The organism is Sphaerotilus sp. (genome assembly GCF_034519685.1).
Taxonomy (GTDB): Bacteria; Pseudomonadota; Gammaproteobacteria; order Burkholderiales; family Burkholderiaceae_C; genus Sphaerotilus.
In genome coordinates this window covers 828,583-848,010 of sequence record NZ_JAXHOF010000006.1, presented here as the reverse complement: position 1 = coordinate 848,010, position 19,428 = coordinate 828,583, and the positions used below count along the sequence as shown (strand labels likewise).

The following is a 19,428-nucleotide window of genomic DNA, read 5'->3' as shown; positions in this document are numbered from 1 at the left end:
AGGCGTCCTCTGAAAGGTCAATCGGCATGGTAGCGCAGCCCCCGTCTCAGCGACGCTGGCAGACCGGACAGAAGTAGGTGGCCCGTTGTCCTTGCACGATGCGGCGGATCGGCGTGGTGCAGCGCAGGCACGGCAGCCCAGCCCGGTCGTACACGCTGGCCTGCGACTGGAAGGCACCGCCCATGCCGTGGGCGTCGCGGAAATCACGCAAGGTGGAGCCGCCTGCGGCCAGCGCGCGGCGCAGCACGTCCTGGACCGCCCTGAACAGCCGTTCGCAGCGCTCGGGGCCAAGCTGCTGCGCGGGCGTCTCCGGGTCGATGCCCGCCTCGAAGAGGGCTTCGGAACAGTAGATGTTGCCCACGCCGACGACCACATCCCCGGCCAGCAGCGCCTGCTTGATGGCCACCCGCCGCCCGCGCAAGGCCTCGTGCAGCACGGAGGCCGAGAACGCCCGCTCCAGCGGCTCGACACCGAGGCGCGCCAGCAGGGTCGCCGCCGGCGCGCGGTCCAGACCGGGCGACCAGACCACCGCGCCGAAGCGGCGTGGATCAGTCAGGCGCAGCGTGCCGCGGTCGGTCTCCAGCTCGAAATGGTCGTGCGGACCGGGTGGTGGCAGGGTCGGCTCGAAGCGCAGCGAGCCGGACATGCCGAGGTGCAGCAACAGCCCCCCGGCGCCCTGCTCCGCTCCCTGCTGCAGCGGCATCCAGAGGTATTTGCCACGGCGCAGCAACGGGCCGACCACGGCCCCGCGCAGGCTGTCCGGCGTGACCCCCAGCGGCCAGCGCAGCGGCTTTCCCAGCCGCGCCGCACGGACCCGCGCGCCTTCGATGCGGTGGGTCAGGCTCAGGCGGGTGACTTCGACTTCGGGCAATTCAGGCATGTCGGCATTATCGGAGCGGCCGATCCAGCGCCCGCGGCGCGCCTAGAATGGCCTGCACCACGGAGCCCACCTTGATGCCACTGTCACCTGTCGCACGCCCCTTCAGCGCGGTCCGAAGCCGGTCTCCTGCCCGCCCTGCCCGGCGCTGGCTGGCCGGGCTGATGGCATTCGGGCTGCTCCCTGCGCTCGGCGCAGCCCAGACCCCCACCCCGCCCACCGCAACGAAGCCCCCCGCCATCAGCCGCTCGGCCATGGACGGCGTGATGTTTTACCAGCTGCTCATCAGCGAGCTGGAATTGCGCCAGGGCGACGCTGGCCTGGCCTTCCAGGTGATGCTGGAAGCCGCCAAGCGCAGCCGGGAAGAAGCCTTGTTCCGGCGGGCCGTGGACATCGCTATCGGCGCCCGGGCGGGCGAGCAAGCCGTGGTCGCGCTCAAGGCATGGCGCCAGGCCGTGCCGACATCGCGCGACGCCGCCGAGATCGAGACCCAGATGCTGATGGCGCTCGGCCGCCACCAGGAAGCCCGCGAGCCACTCGGCACCTTCATCGACCTGACACCGGCCGAAGCGCGTTCCAGCGCCATCACCAGCCTGCCGCGGCTGGTGCTCAGTGGCCAGAAGCCGCAAGAGGCTGCACAGGCCATCGACGAGACGCTCAAGCCGTGGCGCAGCAAGCCAGCGACACGGCTGGCCGCCCTGAGCGCCTCGGCCGGCGCCTGGCTCACCGCCGGCAACCGCGAACGCACGCTGGCCCTGCTGCGCGAGGCCCACGCGGCCGACCGCAGCCACCAGCCCACCGCGCTGATCGCGCTGGAGCTGATGAAGGACACGCCGCAGGCCGAAGCGCTGGTCAAGGACTACCTCGCCACACCCAAGTCCGCCGGCAGCGTGCGCGCCGCCTATGTCCGCCGACTCACGACGTCGCAGCGCTACAGCGAGGCGCTGGCCGAGGTGCGACAGCTCACGGCGACCGACCCGGAGCTGGCCACCGGCTGGCTGATGCAGGGCGCCCTGCAGATCGAACTCGGTCAGCCCGCAGCCGCGAAAGTCTCGCTGCTGCGCTTTCTCGACCGCAAGGCCGCCGCCCCGGTGCCGGCATCCCCGGTGACCAGCCCGGAGGCAGATGACGAGGCACCGGACCGCTCCGACGACGATGCACGCGCAGCCCTGCAGCAGCGCAACGAACACCAGGAGCTTGCGCAGGCCTACCTGATGCTGTCGCAGGTGGCCGAGCAGCTCAAGGAGTACCCCGACGCGCTGGGCTGGCTGGAAAAGCTGGCCGCCGTGTCCGGACAGCAGGACAGTGCCAGCGTGCTGCAGCGGCGGGCCTCGCTGCTGATGCGGCAGGGACAGCTCGCACAGGCCCGCGCGCTCCTCCAGCAGATGCCGGCCAGCACCCCGGAAGAACACCGCATGCGCTTCATGACAGAAGCACAGCTGCTGCGCGACGCGAAGGAGTGGACGGCCGCCTACACGCTGCTCGCGCAGGCCAATGCCCAGATCCCGGACGACACCGACCTGCTCTACGAACAGGCGCTGCTCGCGGAAAAGCTGCTGCGCTTCGACGAGATGGAGACCCTGCTGCGCCGCGTCATCCAGATCAAGCCCGACCAGCAGCACGCCTACAACGCTCTGGGCTACAGCCTGGCGGACCGCAATGTGCGCCTGCAGGAGGCCCGCACGCTGATCGAGAAAGCCCTGTCCCTGACACCGGGTGACCCCTTCATCACCGACAGCCTGGGCTGGGTCGAATTCCGGCTTGGTCGCCTGCCGGACGCCGCACGGCTGCTGGGCGAGGCCTACCGGCAGCGGCCGGATGTGGAGATCGCGGCACACCTGGGCGAAGTCCTCTGGTCGATAGGCCGGCAGGACGAGGCCCGCCAGGTCTGGCGCGAAGCGCAGGGCCGGGATGCCGGCAATGACGTGCTGGTGGAAACGCTCCGGCGTCTGCAGGTGGCGCTGTGAAGCGGCGGCCTCTGCATCGGCTGTTCACCAGCTTCGCCCTGGTCACCCTGGTCGGCTGTGCCAGCGTCGCGCCGCCAGCGCCCGTGGCGCCGGACCCGCTGGCCCGCAGCTACGCTGGCCGTCTGGCCGTGCACGTCGACGGTGACGAGGCACGGTCCTTCAGCGCCGGATTCGACCTGCAGGGCAGCGATGCCCGCGGACAGCTGGCGCTGACCAGCCCGATCGGCACCCAGGTGGGACGCGCCGTCTGGCAACCCGGCGCCGTGCTGTGGCAGAGCGCCGATGGCGAGCGCCGTTTCGACACCCTGGATGCACTCGCCGAGGAGATGCTGGGGGAGGCGGTGCCCTTGGCGGCGCTGTTCGACTGGATGGCAGGCCGCCCCTGGAGCGCACTGCCGAGCCGGCCGCTGACCACGGCGGAAGGTGTCAGCGCGGAACCCGGCTTCCGTCAGCTCGGCTGGACCGTGCAGACCAGCCGAGCCAGCGACGGGCTGATCATCGCCCAGCGGCGCCTGCCCGCCCCCACGCTGACCGTGCGCATCAAGCTCGATTCCCCCTGACTCTGCCTTTCTGCATCGCCGCCGCATGTCCCTGTCCGCTCTCTACGACCTGCCCGCTCCGGCCAAGCTCAACCTGTTCCTGCATGTCGTCGGCCGCAGGCCGGACGGTTACCACCTGCTGCAGTCGGTCTTCACGCTGATCGACTGGTGCGACACGCTGCATGTGGAGCGTCGGGCCGACGGGCGCATCAGCCGCGAAGACCTCGGGCCGACACTGCCCGACGACGACCTGTGCACACGGGCTGCACGCGCACTGCAGGCCGCCAGCGGCACCACGCTGGGCGCGCACATCGCCATCGACAAGCAGGTGCCCTGGGGGGCCGGTCTAGGCGGCGGCAGTTCCGACGCCGCCACGACGCTGATCGCGCTGAACCGCCTGTGGGGGCTGAACTGGCCCCGTTCGCGGCTGCTTGAACTCGGCCTGGCGCTGGGGGCGGATGTGCCGTTTTTCATCGGCGGCCGCAACGCCTGGGTCGAAGGCATCGGCGAACAGATCACCCCCATCACGCTGCCACCCACCACCTACGCAGTGCTCAAACCGCCCGTGGCCGTGCCGACGGCGGCGATATTTTCGAGTCCTCTGTTGACACGGGACACGCCGCGCACCACAATGGCGGTCTTTCTTGCAGACCCCAAGTCCTTCGGAAAAAATGATTTGCAGGCCAGCGCCGAAGCGTACAGCCCACAAATAGTTGACGGACTTGAAATTCTCAAGCAGAATTTCGGGCTCAGCAGAATGAGCGGATCAGGAAGCGCAGTATTTGCGCACTGTGAAGATCTTCCGCAAGAAAGCAGTGCAAGGCCACCAATCGAACGAGTCCAGCGTTTGGCGACACCGGGTTCGGGTTGGATAGCAAGGCACTGCAATGGTCTGGACTGCCATCCACTGCTGGATTGGTGCTCAGACTGAAGCCAAGATTTCGGGTGCTTCGCAAGAAGTGTCCTGTGTAGGGGAGTCGCCAAGTTGGTCAAGGCATCGGATTTTGATTCCGACATGCGAGGGTTCGAGTCCTTCCTCCCCTGCCAAACCATCCATCAAGCGCCCGCCGGTCTCCGGTGAGGCGCTTGTTTCTTGATGGAACGTCAAAGTCCCCCTGCGGGCGCCGAGCATGCTCTCCAACACAGTCATCTTCACCGGCAACGCCAACCCTGTCCTCGCCCGCGAGATCGCCACCGATCTGGGCATTGAACTGGGCCAGGCGGCCGTAGGCCACTTCTCCGACGGCGAAGTGACGGTCGAAATCCAGCAGAACGTGCGTGCACGCGATGTGTTCGTGGTGCAACCAACCTGCGCTCCGACCAACGAGCACCTGATGGAACTGCTGCTGATGGTCGATGCACTCAAGCGCGCTTCGGCGCGGCGCATCACGGCCGTCATCCCCTACTACGGTTACGCCCGCCAGGACCGCCGTCCGCGCTCGACCCGCGTGCCGATCAGCGCCAAGGTCGTGGCCAACATGCTCGAAGCCGCCGGTGTCAACCGCGTGCTGACCATGGACCTGCACGCTGACCAGATCCAGGGTTTCTTCGACATCCCGGTGGACAACATCTACGCCTCGCCGGTGCTGCTGACCGATCTGAAAGGCAAGCGCTACGACGACTTGGTCGTGGTGTCGCCGGACGTGGGCGGCGTGGTGCGTGCACGCGCACTGGCCAAGCAGCTCGGCTGCGATCTGGCCATCATCGACAAGCGCCGCCCGAAGGCCAACGTGTCGGAAGTGATGCATGTCATCGGCGAGATCGACAAGCGCAACTGCGTGATCATGGACGACATGATCGACACCGCCGGCACCCTGGTGAAGGCTGCTGACGTGCTCAAGGAACGCGGCGCCAAGAGCGTGTTCGCGTACTGCACGCACCCGATCCTGTCCGGTCCGGCGGTCGAGCGCATCGCCAATTCCAAGCTGGACGAAGTGGTGATCACCAACACGATCCCGCTGCGCGGTCCGGCCAAGGACTGCAAGAAGATCCGCCAGCTGTCGGTGGCCTTCCTGTTCGCCGAAACCATCCGTCGCATTTCCGACGGCGAGTCGGTGACCTCTCTTTTCGCAGAGCAGAACAACAACTTCTGATCTGCACTACCCCGGGTGCCTGGTCGCGGGCACCTTCCTCTTTTGGAGAAACCACATGAAATTCGTCGCATTCACGCGCGAGCTGCAGGGGACCGGAGCGAGCCGCCGCCTGCGCATCGCCGGCAAGGTGCCCGCCATCGTCTACGGTGGCACCGCCACCCCGGCCCAGATCGAACTCGATCACAACGCCCTGTTCCACGCCCTGAAGAAGGAAGTGTTCCATTCGTCCGTGCTGGAAATGGAACTCGGCGGCGAGACGACCAAGGTCGTGCTGCGCGCGCTGCAGATGCACCCGTTCAAGCCGCTGGTGCTGCACGCTGACTTCCAGCGCGTGGACGCCACCACCCGCCTGCGCAAGAAGGTGCCGCTGCATTTCGTCAATGAAGCCGAATCGCCGGCCGTCAAGCTCGAAAAGTGCACGATCACCCATGTGGTCGCCGAACTGCACATCGAGTGCCTGGCCGAGCAACTGCCGGAGTTCCTGACCGTCGACCTGGGCGGCATGACCATCGGCAAGTCGCTGCACGTCAATGACCTGACGCTGCCGAATGGCGTGAAGGTGCTGACCCACGGCTTCAAGAACCCGGTCATCGCCACCGCGGTGCCGATCGTCGAGGAAGTCATCGTGGCCGCCGCCGCTCCGGCACCGGTCAAGGGCAAGAAGGGCAAGAAGTAATCTGCCCTGCCCGGCAAACCCCGCCCCGGCGGGGTTTTTTTGTTTCAGGAGTCGAACATGATCCGTCTGCTGGTCGGCCTGGGCAATCCGGGCCTCGAATACGAGTCCACCCGGCACAACGCCGGCTTCTGGTGGATCGACGCCGTGGCCCGCAAGCTGGGCGCCCATCTCCAGGCCGACCGGGCCTACCACGGGCTGGTGGCGCGCGTGAACCGCCCGGACGGGCCGGTCTGGCTCATCACGCCGATGACCTACATGAACCTGTCGGGCAAGTCGGTGGCCCCGCTGGCGCGCTTCTTCAAGATCGCGCCGGAAGAGATACTGGTCGTGCACGACGAACTCGACCTGCTGCCCGGCCAGATGAAGCTCAAGCAAGGCGGCAGCGCCGCCGGCCACAACGGCCTCAAGGACCTCCAGGCCCAGCTCGGCTCACCCGCGTTCTGGCGGCTGCGGCTGGGCATCGGGCACCCGGGGGTGCGGGCAGAAGTGGCGGACTTCGTGCTGCGCAAGCCGCCGGCCACTGAGCGCGAAGCCATCGAGGGCTGCATCGACCGCTCGATGGCGGCGCTGGACACCTTGCTGGCGGGCGACATGGCGAAGGCGACGATGGCGCTGCATGCCGGGCCGCAGCGCCCGAAGCCCCCTCGCCCACCCAAGCCACCCGCAGCCGAACCGGCAGCGGACTGAATCCGCTCAGCCGACCACCAGCCGCGGCAATGCGGTGCGCTGCAGGTGCTCGTACTTGGCCTGCAGTTGCTCGGGGGTCTCGACGTGGTCCGGATTCACCGGGATGCACTCGACAGGACAGACCTGCACACACTGCGGCTCGCCGAAGTGGCCGACACATTCGGTGCAGCGGGCCGGATCGATGACGTAGAACTCCTCGCCCATCGAGATCGCCTGGTTCGGGCACTCGGGCTCGCAGACATCGCAGTTGATGCATTCGCTGGTGATGAGCAGGGCCATGTTGTCGTGGCCCTCAGCTTTGGGCGACGCGCTGTTGCAGGCGCTGCAGCACCATCGGCGCGACAAACTTCGAGACATCGCCACCCAGCACCGCGATCTCGCGCACGAAGGTGCCGCTGATGAACTGGTACTGGTCGCTCGGGGTCAGGAACAACGTCTCGACCTCAGGCATGAGCTGGCGGTTCATGCCCGCCATCTGGAACTCGTATTCGAAGTCGCTGACCGCCCGCAGTCCACGCACCACCACCTTGCCGTCGTGTTCGATGACGAAGTTGCGCAGCAGGCCCCGGAAGGCGATCACTTCGACATTCGGGTACGGTGCCGCCAGCTCCTGGGCGATTTCCAGGCGCTCCTCGACGCTGAACATCGTGCGCTTGTGGTGACCGGCCGCAACCGCCAGGATCAGGCGGCTGAAGAGGCGACTGCCACGGCGCATCAGGTCCTGGTGACCGAGAGTCATCGGGTCGAAAGTGCCGGGGTAGATCGCGGTGAGATCCTGGGTCACGGGGTTCAAGACAAGCTCCTGATCGACGTCATGCACCAGTGTAGTCGGCCGCGCGCGCGTCTCCACGCTGCAGCAAATGGAAATGCACCAGACCGGCGCGACCCTGGCGGTGCAGACGGCAGCCCCACGCAGCACATGCCGCCTCGTCGAACGCACGATCAGCTTCCAGGTAGAGCCAGCCATCGGGCGTGAGCAAGGGCAACGCCGCACGCACGGCAGCATCGAACAGATTCGCGCCAAAAGGCGGATCCAGCAGCACCAGGTCCAGACCGCTCACCTCCCGGCGGGCCATCCAGCCCAGGGCGTCGGCACGCACGACACGCACCATCGTGGCCTCCAGGCGACGTGCGGCGGTCTGCAGATGGAGCGCGAGCGTCTGGTCATGTTCCAGCAGCAACACCTCGGTGGCACCGCGCGAGGCGGCCTCGAAACCCAGGGCGCCGCTGCCGGCAAAGGCATCCAGCACACGCCAGCCCGCCAGATCCTGTCCCAGCCAGTTGAACAGCGTCTCGCGCACACGGTCCGGGGTCGGGCGCAGGCCGGGGTGGTCGGCCACCGCCAGCTTGCTGCGTTTCCAGCGGCCGCCAATGAGGCGGATTTCTCCGTTCGTGGGGGCAGCCAGTGGCTGGGCGGAGGGCTTGCGCGGCGTCGCGCGGCGGGTAGGGTCGGTAGGCACGCGGGGATTCTGCCATCCTGTCGTCGTGGTGCGGTGCAGACATCCCGCCGCAGGCAGGCGGGTGGTGTCAGACACGCTGCCTACAATCCACAGCCGACCAACCGGTCGCTTTTGTCAACACCGATACGCATGTTCAGTTTCCTTCGTCGCAAGCTATTTTCCGCGCCTCCGCCGCCCGAGGCGCCGGCTGCGCCAGCCGCCGAAGCCCCGGTGGTGGCGGGCCTGCTGCCACCAGCCCCCATGCAGGTGCAGCCCGTTGCCGCCGCGGCAGAGCCCGCACCAGCCCGCACCTCCTGGCTGAACAAGCTCAAGTCCGGCCTGGCGCGGACCGGCTCCAGCATCGCCCAGGTGTTCACCGGCACCCGCATCGACGACACGCTCTACGAGGAACTGGAAACCGCGCTGCTCATGGCCGATGCCGGTGTCGGCGCCACCCAGCACCTGCTCGACACCCTCAAGCAGCGGGTCAAGGACACCCGGTGCACGGATCCCGTCGGCGTCAAGGCGCTGCTGATGGAGGTGCTGACCGAATTGCTGCAGCCACTGGAAGCCTCGCTGCAGATCGGGGCCACACAACCGACCGTCATGATGGTCGCGGGGGTCAACGGTGCCGGCAAGACCACCAGCATCGGCAAGCTGACCCGCCACCTCGCGCAGATGGATTGCAAGGTGCTGCTGGCAGCCGCCGACACGTTCCGGGCTGCCGCACGGGAGCAGCTCTCGGTCTGGGCCGACCGCAACCGGGTGGAAATCGTCAGCCAGGAAGGGGGCGACCCGGCCGCGGTGTGCTTCGATGCCGTCACGGCCGGCAAGGCGCGCGGCTGTGATGTCGTGATTGCCGACACCGCCGGACGACTGGCCACACAGCTGCACCTGATGGAAGAACTGCGCAAGATCCGTCGCTCGCTCGGCCGGTCGATGGAAGGCGCACCGCACGAGGTCATCCTCGTGGTCGATGGCAACACCGGACAGAACGCGCTGACACAGGTGAAGGCCTTCGACGAGGCGATCCAGCTGACGGGTCTCGTGGTCACCAAGCTCGACGGCACGGCCAAGGGCGGCGTGCTGGCCGCGATCGCGCTCTGGGGCCGCGAGCGTGCGGCCAAGGGCAAGCCGGTCGTGCCGGTCTACTTCATCGGCGTGGGCGAGAAGCTGGAAGACCTGCAGACCTTCAACGCCCGAGAATTCGCCCAGGCGCTGCTGAGCTGAGGACCCCGGCAGGTTCTGGTGGCTCAGCCAAGCATCGCCGCCTGCTGACGGGCATCGACCCAGGCCAGCACATGCTCGGCAATGCCGGCGGCAGCGCCGCTGGCCGTCGGCGGCTCTGGCTTCACGGAAGACCCGGCCGCCGCGGCACGTGCCTCGGCCAGCGCCACATTCAGGTGCTCGCCATCCAGCGTCCGCGTGTCCAGCACGGCGCCGTGGGCATTGCTGCGCACCACCAGGCCCGACGCACTCTCCAGGACCACGAAGGGCACCCCCAGCAGCGCAGCCGCATCGACCAGCGCATGACCGGCATCCAGCACGGCCCCATGGGCGCCGTGCAGCAGACTGAGCTGCTCCGGCAGCGACGCCACTTCCCGGCAGAGCACCGCCGCAGCGTCCATGCGCGCCCGCACCTCGGCACGGCGCAGGCCATCGCCCTGCACCACGCACACACGCTCGGCCAGTTCGGCATCGGCCGCGAGCATCTCGACCAGCATGGCCTGCGTCGGCGTGTCCACCACCCAGACCACCTTGCCCTCGCCGCGCAGCTGCGCCAGCGCGTGCACGACGGCCAGCGCCTGCTCGGCCGCCAGTCCGATGAGCGAGCAGGCCGCAAACGCATACGGCGTCCCGTTGACGCCGTTGACAGACCAGGTCGGGCCCAGGTACATCGGCAAGCCGTTGCGCAGAAAGGCACGGTCAGGCGTCATCACCTCGGGCCACACCACGGCCACCGCGTCGGTCTTCAACTGATCGGGCACGCAGGCGATGCGCTCCGGCAGCATCCCGTGCCGGGCGAGCCTGCGCAGCGGCGATGGCGCACTCGCCACGCACAGCAGGTCGGACATCTGCTCGATCAGCGTCGCGTTCAACCCGCTCTGCATCGACGCCGGACGTTCACCCGCTTCCAGGCGGATGAGCGGCAAGCCGCGCCGCTGGGCCGCCAGGCAGCATGCCACCATCGCGTCACTCGACCCCAGGCTGACGACCGCCAGCGGTTTGTGGTCCTCGGCGAAATGGGCCAGGCCTTCGGCGATGCGGTCTGCGGAGGCATCGGGATCGGCATCCGACCACTCCAGATCGAGGCCGACCTCCATGGCAGGTAGCACGCGCCCCATGCCGGACCATGGCCAGACACGGGGCAAGGGCCCGACACTGATGAGCATCATCCGCGGCGAACGGCCCTGTCCGGCCATCACCTGGGCCACGGCGGCAAGCTTGAGCGCGCTGCCGGTGCTGTCGGCCAGGCAGAAGATCTTGTCGCGGCTGTCGCGTCGGGCCAGGCGACCGGCAGCATGGACGCGCGCCGCTTTCACTGCCGCATCCGACACCGAACGCAACCGAGGCGCCATGAGGGCGGCCTGGGACTGGGCGTCAAGCTCCAGGTCGAGCGCCACCTCGATGGGCGGCTCCGGGTCGACAAGGTCGGCCACCTCGGCGGCGTCCGGCGTCTGCGCCTCGGATGGCGCAGCACCGGGTGATTCGATGAAAGTCAGGACAGGCTCGACAACTGGCACGGGCACGGGCACGGGCACGGGCACGGGCGCCGGGGTCGGGGTCGGGGCCGACACTGGCATCGGCATCGGCATCGGCACTGGTACCGGTACCGGTGCCTGGACAACGGCTTCGGCGACCACGGCCGGGGCGGGCACGTCCAGCCCGCCTTCCCCGATTTCTGCCCGCAACTCCGCCGCCGTGCGCTCGATCAGGTCGGCAGACACGGCTTCGGCGCCATCGAGAAACGCCGCCAGCAGCACCCGGTTCGCCAGACGGTTCAAGCGCCGCGGCACCCCACCGGAGCAGCGGTACAAGCTCTCGAAGGCACCGGCGCCGAAGGCCGGGTTCTGGCTCCAGCCGACGCGGCGAAGGCGGTGCTCGACATAGGCCTGCGTTTCCTCCAGGCCCAGCGGCCCGAGGTGACAAGAGGCCGTCACACGCTGGCGCAACTGCTCCATCGACGGCGATTCGAGCAGGCGCCGCAATTCCGGCTGCCCGACCAGGAAGCTCTGCAGCAGCGAATGGTTGCCCAGCTGGAAATTCGACAGCATGCGCAGTTCCTCGACTGCGCGCGGCTCCAGGTTCTGGGCTTCGTCCACTACCAGCAACGCGTGCCGCCCCTGTGCGGCGAGCGCCGTCAGAAAGGCTTCGAGCGTGGCAATCAGGTGGGCCTTCGAGGTGTTGTTCTGCGAAGGAATGCCAAACGCCGTGATGATCGACTGCAGCAGTTCACCCGACTCCAGCTGCGTGCTGACGATCTGCGCCGGCAAGACCTTCTGCCGGTCCAGCCCGTCGAGCAGCATGCGCACCAGCGTGGTCTTGCCTGCCCCGATCTCGCCCGTGATGACGATGAACCCTTCGCCCTGGGCCACGCCGTACTGCAGGTAGGCCAGCGCCCGGCCATGGCCGCGGCTGTTGAAGTAGAAGGCCGGATCGGGGTTGAGCTGGAACGGTGGGCCGCTGAAACCGAAGGCAGATTCGTACATCGTGTGACCGTCAGAAGCGGTGCAACATGCCAACGGAGACAGCAGATTCCGTCGCATCGACACCGATGAGCGTGGACGAGCCCGTCTGGTGCCGCACGGCGCCACTCAGGGTGGTTCGGGGTGACAGGCTGTGCGTGACCCCGAGACGAACAATCGAGTTGCTCGAACGCAGCGCCAGGTTGGGGCCCAGTCCGTCCGTCTTGGTGTGGGTGAAGGTCAGGTCGGCCGACATTTCCGGGGTCAGGCGCCGGGTCAGGCCGAGTGTCGCTCCACGCTGCGTGGCGTCGCTCGCCAGGCCGATGACGCTGTCTTCGGTCGGCCCGCGCAAATCCTCGGTGCGGGTCCGGAAGATGCGCAGCGTGACCGTGTGGCGCACGCCGAGCAGGGCGAGCGTGACGTTGGCACCTTGCTGGAGTTGCACGGTGCGGGAGAACAGGTCCACCGGGCCGGTCAGCGTGTTGGGCAGGCCGCGTTTGGCGATCAGATCCTGCACGGCGATCTGACGCAAGCCAGGATCCTGGATGCGGGTCTGCAGGATCGCGTCGACCAGGGTCGCGACATCGCCACCCGCCTGCAGCACCCCCAGACGGGCCGCGTAGGTGGTCGCCTGCCGGACCGTGCCGGCCGAGATGGCCATGAACGGCGAGCGGTGCGAGAAGTTCACCGTCCAGCCATTGCCGAAGAAGCGCTTTTCCAGCAGCGCATCCAGCACCGTGCGCTCGGACGGCGCCCAGCGCAGCGCCACGCCGCGCAGAGTCTCGCTGACGTTGTTGGTGGTGTAGCTGGCGGCGTCGCGGCCGCCGGTCAGGCCCAGTATCAGCGTCGGATCGGGTGCGTACAGCGCAGAGATCCGGGCCGTCTGCAGCGTCAGACCACCCGCCGTGCTGTCGTTGTAGCTGGTGTTCTGGTAGTTCCACTCACCGCGCAGACCTGTCGGCTCAGGCCGCAGGTCGTAGCGCGCCGTGTGCGTCTGCACATAGGCATCGGCATTGTTGGCAATGGTGGAGGTGCCGCGGCCTTGGGTCAGGACATGGTCCGTGCGCGCGGTGATGCGCGACGATGGCGACAGTTCCCGGTCGATGTAGGGACTGAAGCGCTGGCGGGTGGTGGTGCCGACGTTGTAGGTCGTGGCGCCATCCGTCAGCAGGTCGAACGGCAGGGACGAGGTGGTGTCAGCGCCGAGTTCGGCATCGACGAACAGCAGCCGGTCGACGACCCGACCATTGAGCGCCAGTGATCCGCGCGGGAAGACGCGGTCGGTCCGCGAGCGACCGAGGTACACCACGGCATCCGCGGCCAGCGTGCCGGTCAGGCGGTAGTCCGGGCCGGTGCCAAGCAGCTGCACCTGGGGCGTGACCGTCACGACCGTGTCCATCGTGCCGGAGGCCTGCAAGCCGACGTTGCTGGTGGTGGTGGCGGTCGCCTTGAGCGCCGGAGCGATCCGCCAGGACTGCGCCTGTGCGGTTCCCTGCAGCACCAGACCGGCCAGCAGCGCTGGCGCCAGCGCGGTCAATGCCCCGAGGTACGTCTGATCACGTGGCGTAGTAATAGCCATAGGCCTCGCCTGATTTGCCACGCGCCCGGTTGAGCACGGACAGCACGACCGGACACTGCTCCACCGCCGCGTAGGCCTGCGACACCTGGGCGTGGGTCGTCTTGCCGGCTTCGACCACCATGACCACCTGCCCGACCCGGGAGGCCAGCACACGCGACTCGGTGGTGGGGATCAGCGGCGGCGCGTCGAAGACGACGATGCGGTCCGAGAACTTGGCCGCGAGTTCGTCCAGCAAGGCCTCCATCGCACCGCTGGCGAGCAGTTCGGTGGACTGGGAGTTGGCAGTGCCCGCCGGCAGGATGCTCAGCTTGGACACATTGGTGCGCAGCATGACGTCGTGCAGCTCGATGCTCGGGGACTGCAGCACATCCATCAGGCCACGCGCCGGCTCGATCCCGCAGCGCGCCAATACGGAAGGGCGCAGCACATCGGCGTCCACCAGCAGGACCGACAGATCCACCTCCATCGCGATGCTCATGGCCAGATTGATCGCGAAGAAGGTCTTGCCTTCCCCGGGCATCGCGCTGACCACCTGGATCAGGTTGGGCCTGCTGAGCGCCTGGGCCGACTCGCCGCGTGCGTTCGCGAGCAAGGGGCGCTTGATGATGCGCATCTGCTCGGCCAGTTGCGAGCGGGCCTGGGCGGGCACCAGATAGCCTTCGCGCTCCAGACGCGCCAGATCCAGCGTCACCTCGCGGGAGCGGCGTCCAGCCGAGTTCAGTGTCTCGACCACCGCACTGCGCGCAGCCGGCACCACGGACGACGCCGACCGAGTGACCGTCGCCGACGTCGACACCACAGCGCTTTCAACAGGTGCCGCAGGACCAGCGACCTTGTCTCCCGACGGGGGAGCCTCCGGCGCAGGGACTGCGGCGGCGCCCGGGACATCAGGAGCCGGAACTTCGAATCCGGCACGTTTGAGTTCTGCCAGCCGCTTGGCCGCTTGTTCGATGGTGTTCATCTGGGTCACCTATGACTTAACTGGCCGAACGCATGGTGATCCAGGCCACCCATCCCACATTCGCAAGGACAAACAGCCCCATCACGCCCGCAAGCTTGAGCCGGTCCTGCCGCTCCAGATCGCGGTCCCGCGGATCCTCGACCTTCAGCAGGCTACCCAGCACGGGGCGCTTGGTGAATTCGCGCAGTTCGCGCTCGCTCGAAAACACCGGGTTCAGCAACGTCTGCGCGTAGGCCACGGCGATTCCGGAGGCCACCGCCAGCAGCATCACGCCCAGGGCCAGCTGGATGCGGCTCGGGAAGACCGGCGTGGGCAGCACACGCGGCGGCTCGATCAGGCGGAAATCGGCCATCGACGAGGTCTGGTCGATCTTCACGCCCAGCGAGGCCGCCTCGCGACGCTGCACCAGCTGGTCATAGTTGCGGCGCATGATCTCGTAGTCGCGGTTGAGCTGGACCAGTTCAGCCTCGGCCTGCGGCACCTTGTTCGACTGGGCGCGGATTTCCTCCAGACGCGCCTGCTGCATGCCGAGCTGCGAGCGCAGCGACGCCACATTGGCTTCCGCATCCGCCAGGTTCAGGCGCAGGCGCTGGAACACCGGGTTGGTGGCCGCTGCGGCGCGGCGCACGGCGCTGTTGCTGCTCTTGAGCGCATCCAGCTCGCGCCGACGCTGGTCCTCCAGCTGGGAAATGATGCGGCGGGTCGTGAGGACATCGGGATGCTCTTCCGTGTAGCGGCGCAGCATCTCGTCCAGCTGACGCTTCTGGGCCTCGATGCGGCTGTCCAGATCCGGCGTGAGCGACACGGCCGAGGCGGCGGCCACCGGCAGATTCGGCTCTTCATTGGCCAGCTCGCGGCGCGTGGCGTCGCGGGACTGCTCGGCGGCGCCCAGCGCCACACGCAGACGGTTCACGTCGTCGGTCAATGTCTGGATGCGGCCGAAGAAGTCCTGGTTGGTGGTGGCCGCCACGCTCATGTTCTTGAGCTTGAAATCCTTGAGGCGGTTCTCCGCCTCGGTCAGCTTGCCTTCATAGAGCTGGATCTGCTCGTCGATGAAGCGGCTGGCTTCCGCCGAATCCTTGCGCTTGGAATCCAGGCCGGACTCCATGAACATGCCGACCAGAACCTCCACCAGCTTGCGGGCGCGCACGGGATCCTTGTCGCGGTAGCTGATGGCGTAGAGGTTGTTGCCGCCCGTCAGCTCGACCTTGATGGACTTCATCAGGGATTCGATCTGGGCATCCAGCTGACCGGGCGCCATCTTCTCCAGTCCGATCGCCGGGTTGTTGACCAGGCGCTCGACATTGGGACGGGAGATGAGCGTGCGGCCCAGCATGCGGACCTGCTGGTCGATGTCCGGCTGGAATGCCAGCCCGACCATCATCGGACGCAGCACGGTCTGCGTATCGACATAGACCCGGGCACGGGCCTCGTGGCGCTCGGGAACAACCCACACGACCAGTGCACCGGCAAGGGCGACAACCCAGGCCACGGCCACGGCCATCCAGCGGTGCTGCCAGACACTGCCAGCCAAAATCGCAGCCTGTCGGGTGAATTCGTTCATACCGGCCGTCTACCTGTCATTCATGGGTTCAGAGCTGACCGACGCTGAGCGGCCGGTCAGTGGCGTTGCAGAGGGAGGGCGATCAGAACCAGCTTTGCGGCACGATGATGATGTCGCCGGGCTTGACGTCCACATTGGCCGAGATGTCACCGCGCTTGAGCAGATCCTTCAGGCGGACGCTGTACTGCTTTCCAGCCTCGGCGCCCCGCACCAGCACGGCGCCGTTGCCATCCGCGAAGTCGGTCAGACCGCCGGCCTGGATCATCACGTCCAGTATCGTCATGTTCTGGCGGAACGCCACGCTCTGCGGCTTGGCAGCCTCGCCGACGATGCGGATCTGGTCGTTGAAGACGCCCTGGAAGCTGCCGACGACCACCGTGACGACAGGATCGCGGATCACACGGGCCAGCAGCGTCTCGATCTCGCGCGACAGGTCCGCCGGATTCTTGCCTGCAGCCAGCACGTCCTCCACCAGCGGCGTGGAAATACGGCCGTCCGGTCGCACGGTCACGGTCGACGACAGCTCCGGGTTGCGCCAGACCACGACATTCAGGGTATCGAGCGGACCGATCTTGTAGCGGTGGTCAAGCGTCTGGGCTGACCGGGGGGCCGGTGGATACGTGCTGCTGCGCAGCAAGCCACAACCCGACAGCGCGCCAGCACCGATGACACACGCCAGGGCCAAGGCAGCTGGCCGCGAGAAACGGCTCATTTCGATCCTCATGCGAAGTCCTCTCATTCATCTGCAAATGCACTGCAAGGCAGAAGTCCCGGATGGTACCGCGGGACAACGCCATTTTTTACAGCGTTAATTTCGTGCGCTACCCGTTCAGGGGAGCGCGGCACGGTGCGGCACCGCACAACCCCAGTGGGATTCCTGACGCCACAGGTCTTTCAGTGGGCGCCTTCCCGGAACAGCACCACGCTGACGGTTTCGATCAGTACCTGCAGATCCAGCAACAAGGAGTTGTTCTTGACGTAGTAAAGATCGAACTGGTGTTTTTTGCGCGCATCCTCCAAGGATGCACCATAGGCATATCGAACCTGCGCCCACCCGGTCAGCCCAGGCTTGACAGTGTGTCGAAGGTCATAGAACGGAATCTGCTCACGCAGCTGGGCCACGAACGAGGGGCGTTCCGGCCGTGGGCCGACCATGCTCATCTCGCCCTTCAGCACGCTGAACAGCTGCGGCAGCTCGTCGATGCGGGTCTTGCGGATGAACGCACCGACTCGGGTGATGCGCGAATCGTTTTTCGATGCCCAGCGGGCCACGCCGTCTTTCTCGGCATCCGTGCGCATGCTGCGGAACTTGATGCACATGAACCCGTTGCCCCCCAGACCGACCCGCTCCTGACGGTAGAGGATGGGCCCGACGCTGTCCAGACGGATGGCCAGCGCCGTCAGCACCATGATGGGCGCCCCCAGCAACAGCAGCAACGAAGAACTCACGACATCAAAGACACGCTTGGTGAACTCGCGCGCCCGGCCCTGCACGAAGCCGTCTCCGTACACGAGCCAACTCGCCTTCAGACTGTCGACAGGCACCTCGGCCTTGGTGCGCTCGTAAAAAAAGGCCAGGTCCATGATCGGCACGCCACCGATGCGACATTCGAGCAACTGGTCCATCGGCACACCGCCACCGCGCTGCTCGCGTACCGCAACGATGATTTCACTGATCTTGTGCTCGCGCACCAGATCGACCATGCGCAACCGCGTGTCGAATATGTGGGCCGCACCGCGCAGCGCCACACGGTCGGTTTGCTCGGCGGTCGGGAAGAATCCCACGACGTCGTAACCTGCCCAATGTCCGCCGGCACGCAGGTCGGTACAGACCTGGTGGGCATCAGGACCGGTGCCAACAATCAGGACCCGACGGGTGCCGACCATCTGGCGAATGCCCCAGGCGGACCCGCGATAAATCGCCAGACCACCCATCAGGTAAACCAACGAATAACCCACCAAACTACTGGCATACCCATCGTAAAGAATATATTTGATCGTCAGATAAGTAATATACCCACCCACCACGAATGCAAAACCGATGCGCAGGAACATCGGAACCAGGCCGAGGTTGCGGTGGCGATAGAGCCCGACAAACGAGTACAGCAAGGCCATCACCAAAGCGAAGGAGAAGGCCGAGAACAGGATGGCGGGGCTGGTGATCTGCGCCAAAGGGCTGACCCCTGGCACTGGATGCGCCAAGGTGACCGCGGACAGCAGTGCTGCAATGAAACAAAGCACCCCGTCTGCGAACAGCTCCACGAAGTGCGTTCCCGACGTACGGTGCTGAAAAACTCTGAACATCCTCTGGCCCCCTAGGCAAACAGGCAAGACACCGCGCTACATGCGTCCCACATCACGAACCATTTGGGTCGATTCCCTGAATTCTCACCCCAAGACAGGCCTCGACGAGACCTGCGCAGACGTCGATCCCCCGATCGCGGGCCATCTCACCATGATTGTGTGACGTAATAACGGACAAGTGAAGGCAGATACCAACTCTTTAATCAAACACTTCCCGAGCACACCCGCCTATTCTGGCAGCGCTCACCGAATCTGAAAAATGTACGAATAACGAAAATGCGATATGCGACAAATGACACGTGACAATTCGTGCCACTATCACATCTAGCATTTCAATCCCACATGCAGCGCCACGACACCGGCTGACAGGTTGTGCACATCCACATGGCCGAAACCGGCAGATTTCATCATCGCCTTCAGTTCAGCCTGCGGCGGGTGCATCCGAATCGATTCGGCCAGATAGCGGTAGCTATCGGCATCACCCGTGACGAGTTGACCCAGGCGCGGCAACACATTGAACGAATACCAGTCGTAGGCCTTGCCCAAGGGGGCCGCCACCTTCGAGAACTCCAGCACCAGCAGCTTGCCACCCGGCTTGAGCACACGGCACATCTCGGCAAGCGCCTGGTCCTTGTGGGTCATGTTGCGCAGCCCGAATGCGACGCTGACGACATCGAATCGCTCGGCAGCAAACGGCAGCTTCTCGGCGTCGCAGATCACCGTCGGCAGCACCAATCCTTCGTCCACCAGTCGGTCACGGCCGGTGTGCAGCATCGCCTCGTTGATGTCGGTGTGCACCACCTCGCCAGTCGGGCCCACCTTGCGCGCGAAGGCGCGGCTGAGGTCACCCGTACCACCGGCGATGTCGAGCACTTGATGCCCTTCGCGAACACCGGACACCGCCAGCGTGTACGCCTTCCAGACACGGTGCAACCCCATGGACATGAGGTCGTTCATCACGTCGTACCGCGAGGCCACCGAATCGAACACTCCCCGCACCATTCGGGCCTTCTGGCTCTCCTCGACGGTCTTGAAACCGAAATGGGTCTGGCTCAT

Annotated in this window: 18 protein-coding genes and 1 tRNA gene; 8 read left to right on the top strand and 11 right to left on the bottom strand. The window is 66.4% G+C overall.

The annotated features are described in order from the left end of the window. Nucleotides 1-46: 46 nt before the first annotated feature. Complete coding sequence (mutM, locus tag U5O44_RS14995; protein WP_322589249.1) at nucleotides 47-880, bottom strand: bifunctional DNA-formamidopyrimidine glycosylase/DNA-(apurinic or apyrimidinic site) lyase; 834 nt, start codon at nucleotides 878-880, stop codon at nucleotides 47-49. 74 nt (nucleotides 881-954) lie between these two features. On the opposite strand from mutM, the gene U5O44_RS14990 reads away from it, so the two are divergent. The 7 genes from U5O44_RS14990 to pth all read left to right on the top strand — a co-directional run bounded on the left by U5O44_RS14990 (nucleotide 955) and on the right by pth (nucleotide 6,839). Further along, a complete protein-coding gene (locus U5O44_RS14990; RefSeq protein ID WP_322589248.1) occupies nucleotides 955-2,844 on the top strand; it encodes a tetratricopeptide repeat protein in 1,890 nt (629 codons plus the stop codon). Further along, the gene (locus U5O44_RS14985; RefSeq protein WP_322589247.1) at nucleotides 2,841-3,404 is read left to right on the top strand and encodes a lipoprotein insertase outer membrane protein LolB; all 564 of its coding nucleotides are present in this window, start codon (nucleotides 2,841-2,843) and stop codon (nucleotides 3,402-3,404) included. Before U5O44_RS14990 ends, U5O44_RS14985 begins: the two co-directional genes overlap by 4 nt. A 31-nt stretch (nucleotides 3,405-3,435) precedes the next feature. After that, nucleotides 3,436-4,314, top strand: coding sequence for a 4-(cytidine 5'-diphospho)-2-C-methyl-D-erythritol kinase (gene ispE, locus U5O44_RS14980; protein WP_322590503.1), 879 nt, complete (start codon nucleotides 3,436-3,438; stop codon nucleotides 4,312-4,314). Nucleotides 4,315-4,353: 39 nt separating this feature from the next. Then, a tRNA-Gln gene (locus U5O44_RS14975) sits at nucleotides 4,354-4,430 on the top strand. A gap of 83 nt (nucleotides 4,431-4,513) precedes the next feature. Further along, nucleotides 4,514-5,476 carry a ribose-phosphate pyrophosphokinase gene (locus tag U5O44_RS14970; RefSeq protein WP_322589246.1) on the top strand — a complete coding sequence of 321 codons (963 nt, stop codon included), beginning with the start codon at nucleotides 4,514-4,516 and terminating at the stop codon, nucleotides 5,474-5,476. A gap of 55 nt (nucleotides 5,477-5,531) precedes the next feature. Then, entirely contained in the window at nucleotides 5,532-6,152 is a 621-nt protein-coding gene (locus tag U5O44_RS14965; RefSeq protein ID WP_322589245.1) for a 50S ribosomal protein L25/general stress protein Ctc, read from the top strand. Nucleotides 6,153-6,209: 57 nt separating this feature from the next. Beyond that, nucleotides 6,210-6,839, top strand: a complete 630-nt coding sequence (gene pth, locus U5O44_RS14960) for an aminoacyl-tRNA hydrolase (protein ID WP_322589244.1) — start codon at nucleotides 6,210-6,212, stop codon at nucleotides 6,837-6,839. A 6-nt stretch (nucleotides 6,840-6,845) separates the two neighbouring features. Here the strand turns inward: pth and U5O44_RS14955 are convergent, their stop codons facing one another. Genes U5O44_RS14955 through rsmD form a run of 3 tightly spaced genes read right to left on the bottom strand, consistent with a single transcriptional unit; the run spans nucleotide 6,846 to nucleotide 8,299 of the window. Next, nucleotides 6,846-7,118 (bottom strand): YfhL family 4Fe-4S dicluster ferredoxin, encoded by a 273-nt coding sequence (locus U5O44_RS14955; RefSeq protein WP_322589243.1) that lies wholly within the window; start codon nucleotides 7,116-7,118, stop codon nucleotides 6,846-6,848. A gap of 13 nt (nucleotides 7,119-7,131) precedes the next feature. Further along, nucleotides 7,132-7,632 (bottom strand): pantetheine-phosphate adenylyltransferase, encoded by a 501-nt coding sequence (coaD, locus tag U5O44_RS14950; RefSeq protein ID WP_218897698.1) that lies wholly within the window; start codon nucleotides 7,630-7,632, stop codon nucleotides 7,132-7,134. A gap of 19 nt (nucleotides 7,633-7,651) precedes the next feature. After that, on the bottom strand, nucleotides 7,652-8,299 hold the full coding sequence (gene rsmD, locus U5O44_RS14945; protein WP_322589242.1) for a 16S rRNA (guanine(966)-N(2))-methyltransferase RsmD: 648 nt from the start codon (nucleotides 8,297-8,299) through the stop codon (nucleotides 7,652-7,654). 129 nt (nucleotides 8,300-8,428) lie between these two features. On the opposite strand from rsmD, the gene ftsY reads away from it, so the two are divergent. Continuing rightward, complete coding sequence (gene ftsY / locus U5O44_RS14940; protein WP_322589241.1) at nucleotides 8,429-9,508, top strand: signal recognition particle-docking protein FtsY; 1,080 nt, start codon at nucleotides 8,429-8,431, stop codon at nucleotides 9,506-9,508. 23 nt (nucleotides 9,509-9,531) lie between these two features. Here ftsY and U5O44_RS14935 read toward each other — a convergent pair whose 3' ends face one another. From U5O44_RS14935 to ubiE, 7 genes are all read right to left on the bottom strand, one after another. Continuing rightward, a complete protein-coding gene (locus tag U5O44_RS14935) occupies nucleotides 9,532-11,988 on the bottom strand; it encodes an XrtA/PEP-CTERM system-associated ATPase (RefSeq protein ID WP_322589240.1) in 2,457 nt (818 codons plus the stop codon). A gap of 10 nt (nucleotides 11,989-11,998) precedes the next feature. Next, nucleotides 11,999-13,543, bottom strand: coding sequence for a TIGR03016 family PEP-CTERM system-associated outer membrane protein (locus tag U5O44_RS14930; protein WP_322589239.1), 1,545 nt, complete (start codon nucleotides 13,541-13,543; stop codon nucleotides 11,999-12,001). After that, on the bottom strand, nucleotides 13,521-14,504 hold the full coding sequence (locus tag U5O44_RS14925; protein ID WP_322589238.1) for an XrtA-associated tyrosine autokinase: 984 nt from the start codon (nucleotides 14,502-14,504) through the stop codon (nucleotides 13,521-13,523). The genes U5O44_RS14930 and U5O44_RS14925 overlap by 23 nt, the downstream gene beginning before the upstream one ends. A 16-nt stretch (nucleotides 14,505-14,520) precedes the next feature. After that, nucleotides 14,521-16,068 (bottom strand): XrtA system polysaccharide chain length determinant, encoded by a 1,548-nt coding sequence (locus tag U5O44_RS14920; RefSeq protein WP_322589237.1) that lies wholly within the window; start codon nucleotides 16,066-16,068, stop codon nucleotides 14,521-14,523. Between the two features lie 82 nt (nucleotides 16,069-16,150). Then, nucleotides 16,151-16,792 (bottom strand): XrtA/PEP-CTERM system exopolysaccharide export protein, encoded by a 642-nt coding sequence (locus tag U5O44_RS14915; protein ID WP_416222185.1) that lies wholly within the window; start codon nucleotides 16,790-16,792, stop codon nucleotides 16,151-16,153. A 170-nt stretch (nucleotides 16,793-16,962) separates the two neighbouring features. Beyond that, on the bottom strand, nucleotides 16,963-18,330 hold the full coding sequence (locus U5O44_RS14910; RefSeq protein WP_322589235.1) for a TIGR03013 family XrtA/PEP-CTERM system glycosyltransferase: 1,368 nt from the start codon (nucleotides 18,328-18,330) through the stop codon (nucleotides 16,963-16,965). Between the two features lie 366 nt (nucleotides 18,331-18,696). Then, nucleotides 18,697-19,428, bottom strand: a complete 732-nt coding sequence (ubiE, locus tag U5O44_RS14905; RefSeq protein WP_322589234.1) for a bifunctional demethylmenaquinone methyltransferase/2-methoxy-6-polyprenyl-1,4-benzoquinol methylase UbiE — start codon at nucleotides 19,426-19,428, stop codon at nucleotides 18,697-18,699.

Excerpts from the sequence above, each read along its gene's own strand:
- U5O44_RS14930 (WP_322589239.1), bottom strand. The coding sequence starts at position 13,543 with ATGGCTATTACTACGCCACGTGATCAGACGTACCTCGGGGCATTGACC.
- U5O44_RS14935 (WP_322589240.1), bottom strand. The coding sequence starts at position 11,988 with ATGTACGAATCTGCCTTCGGTTTCAGCGGCCCACCGTTCCAGCTCAAC.
- U5O44_RS14990 (WP_322589248.1), top strand. The coding sequence starts at position 955 with ATGCCACTGTCACCTGTCGCACGCCCCTTCAGCGCGGTCCGAAGCCGG.
- U5O44_RS14915 (WP_416222185.1), bottom strand. The coding sequence starts at position 16,792 with ATGAGGATCGAAATGAGCCGTTTCTCGCGGCCAGCTGCCTTGGCCCTG.
- U5O44_RS14965 (WP_322589245.1), top strand. The coding sequence starts at position 5,532 with ATGAAATTCGTCGCATTCACGCGCGAGCTGCAGGGGACCGGAGCGAGC.
- U5O44_RS14955 (WP_322589243.1), bottom strand. The coding sequence starts at position 7,118 with ATGGCCCTGCTCATCACCAGCGAATGCATCAACTGCGATGTCTGCGAG.
- U5O44_RS14925 (WP_322589238.1), bottom strand. The coding sequence starts at position 14,504 with ATGAACACCATCGAACAAGCGGCCAAGCGGCTGGCAGAACTCAAACGT.
- mutM (WP_322589249.1), bottom strand. The coding sequence starts at position 880 with ATGCCTGAATTGCCCGAAGTCGAAGTCACCCGCCTGAGCCTGACCCAC.
- ubiE (WP_322589234.1), bottom strand. The coding sequence starts at position 19,428 with ATGAGCCAGACCCATTTCGGTTTCAAGACCGTCGAGGAGAGCCAGAAG.
- pth (WP_322589244.1), top strand. The coding sequence starts at position 6,210 with ATGATCCGTCTGCTGGTCGGCCTGGGCAATCCGGGCCTCGAATACGAG.
- U5O44_RS14970 (WP_322589246.1), top strand. The coding sequence starts at position 4,514 with ATGCTCTCCAACACAGTCATCTTCACCGGCAACGCCAACCCTGTCCTC.
- ftsY (WP_322589241.1), top strand. The coding sequence starts at position 8,429 with ATGTTCAGTTTCCTTCGTCGCAAGCTATTTTCCGCGCCTCCGCCGCCC.
- U5O44_RS14920 (WP_322589237.1), bottom strand. The coding sequence starts at position 16,068 with ATGAACGAATTCACCCGACAGGCTGCGATTTTGGCTGGCAGTGTCTGG.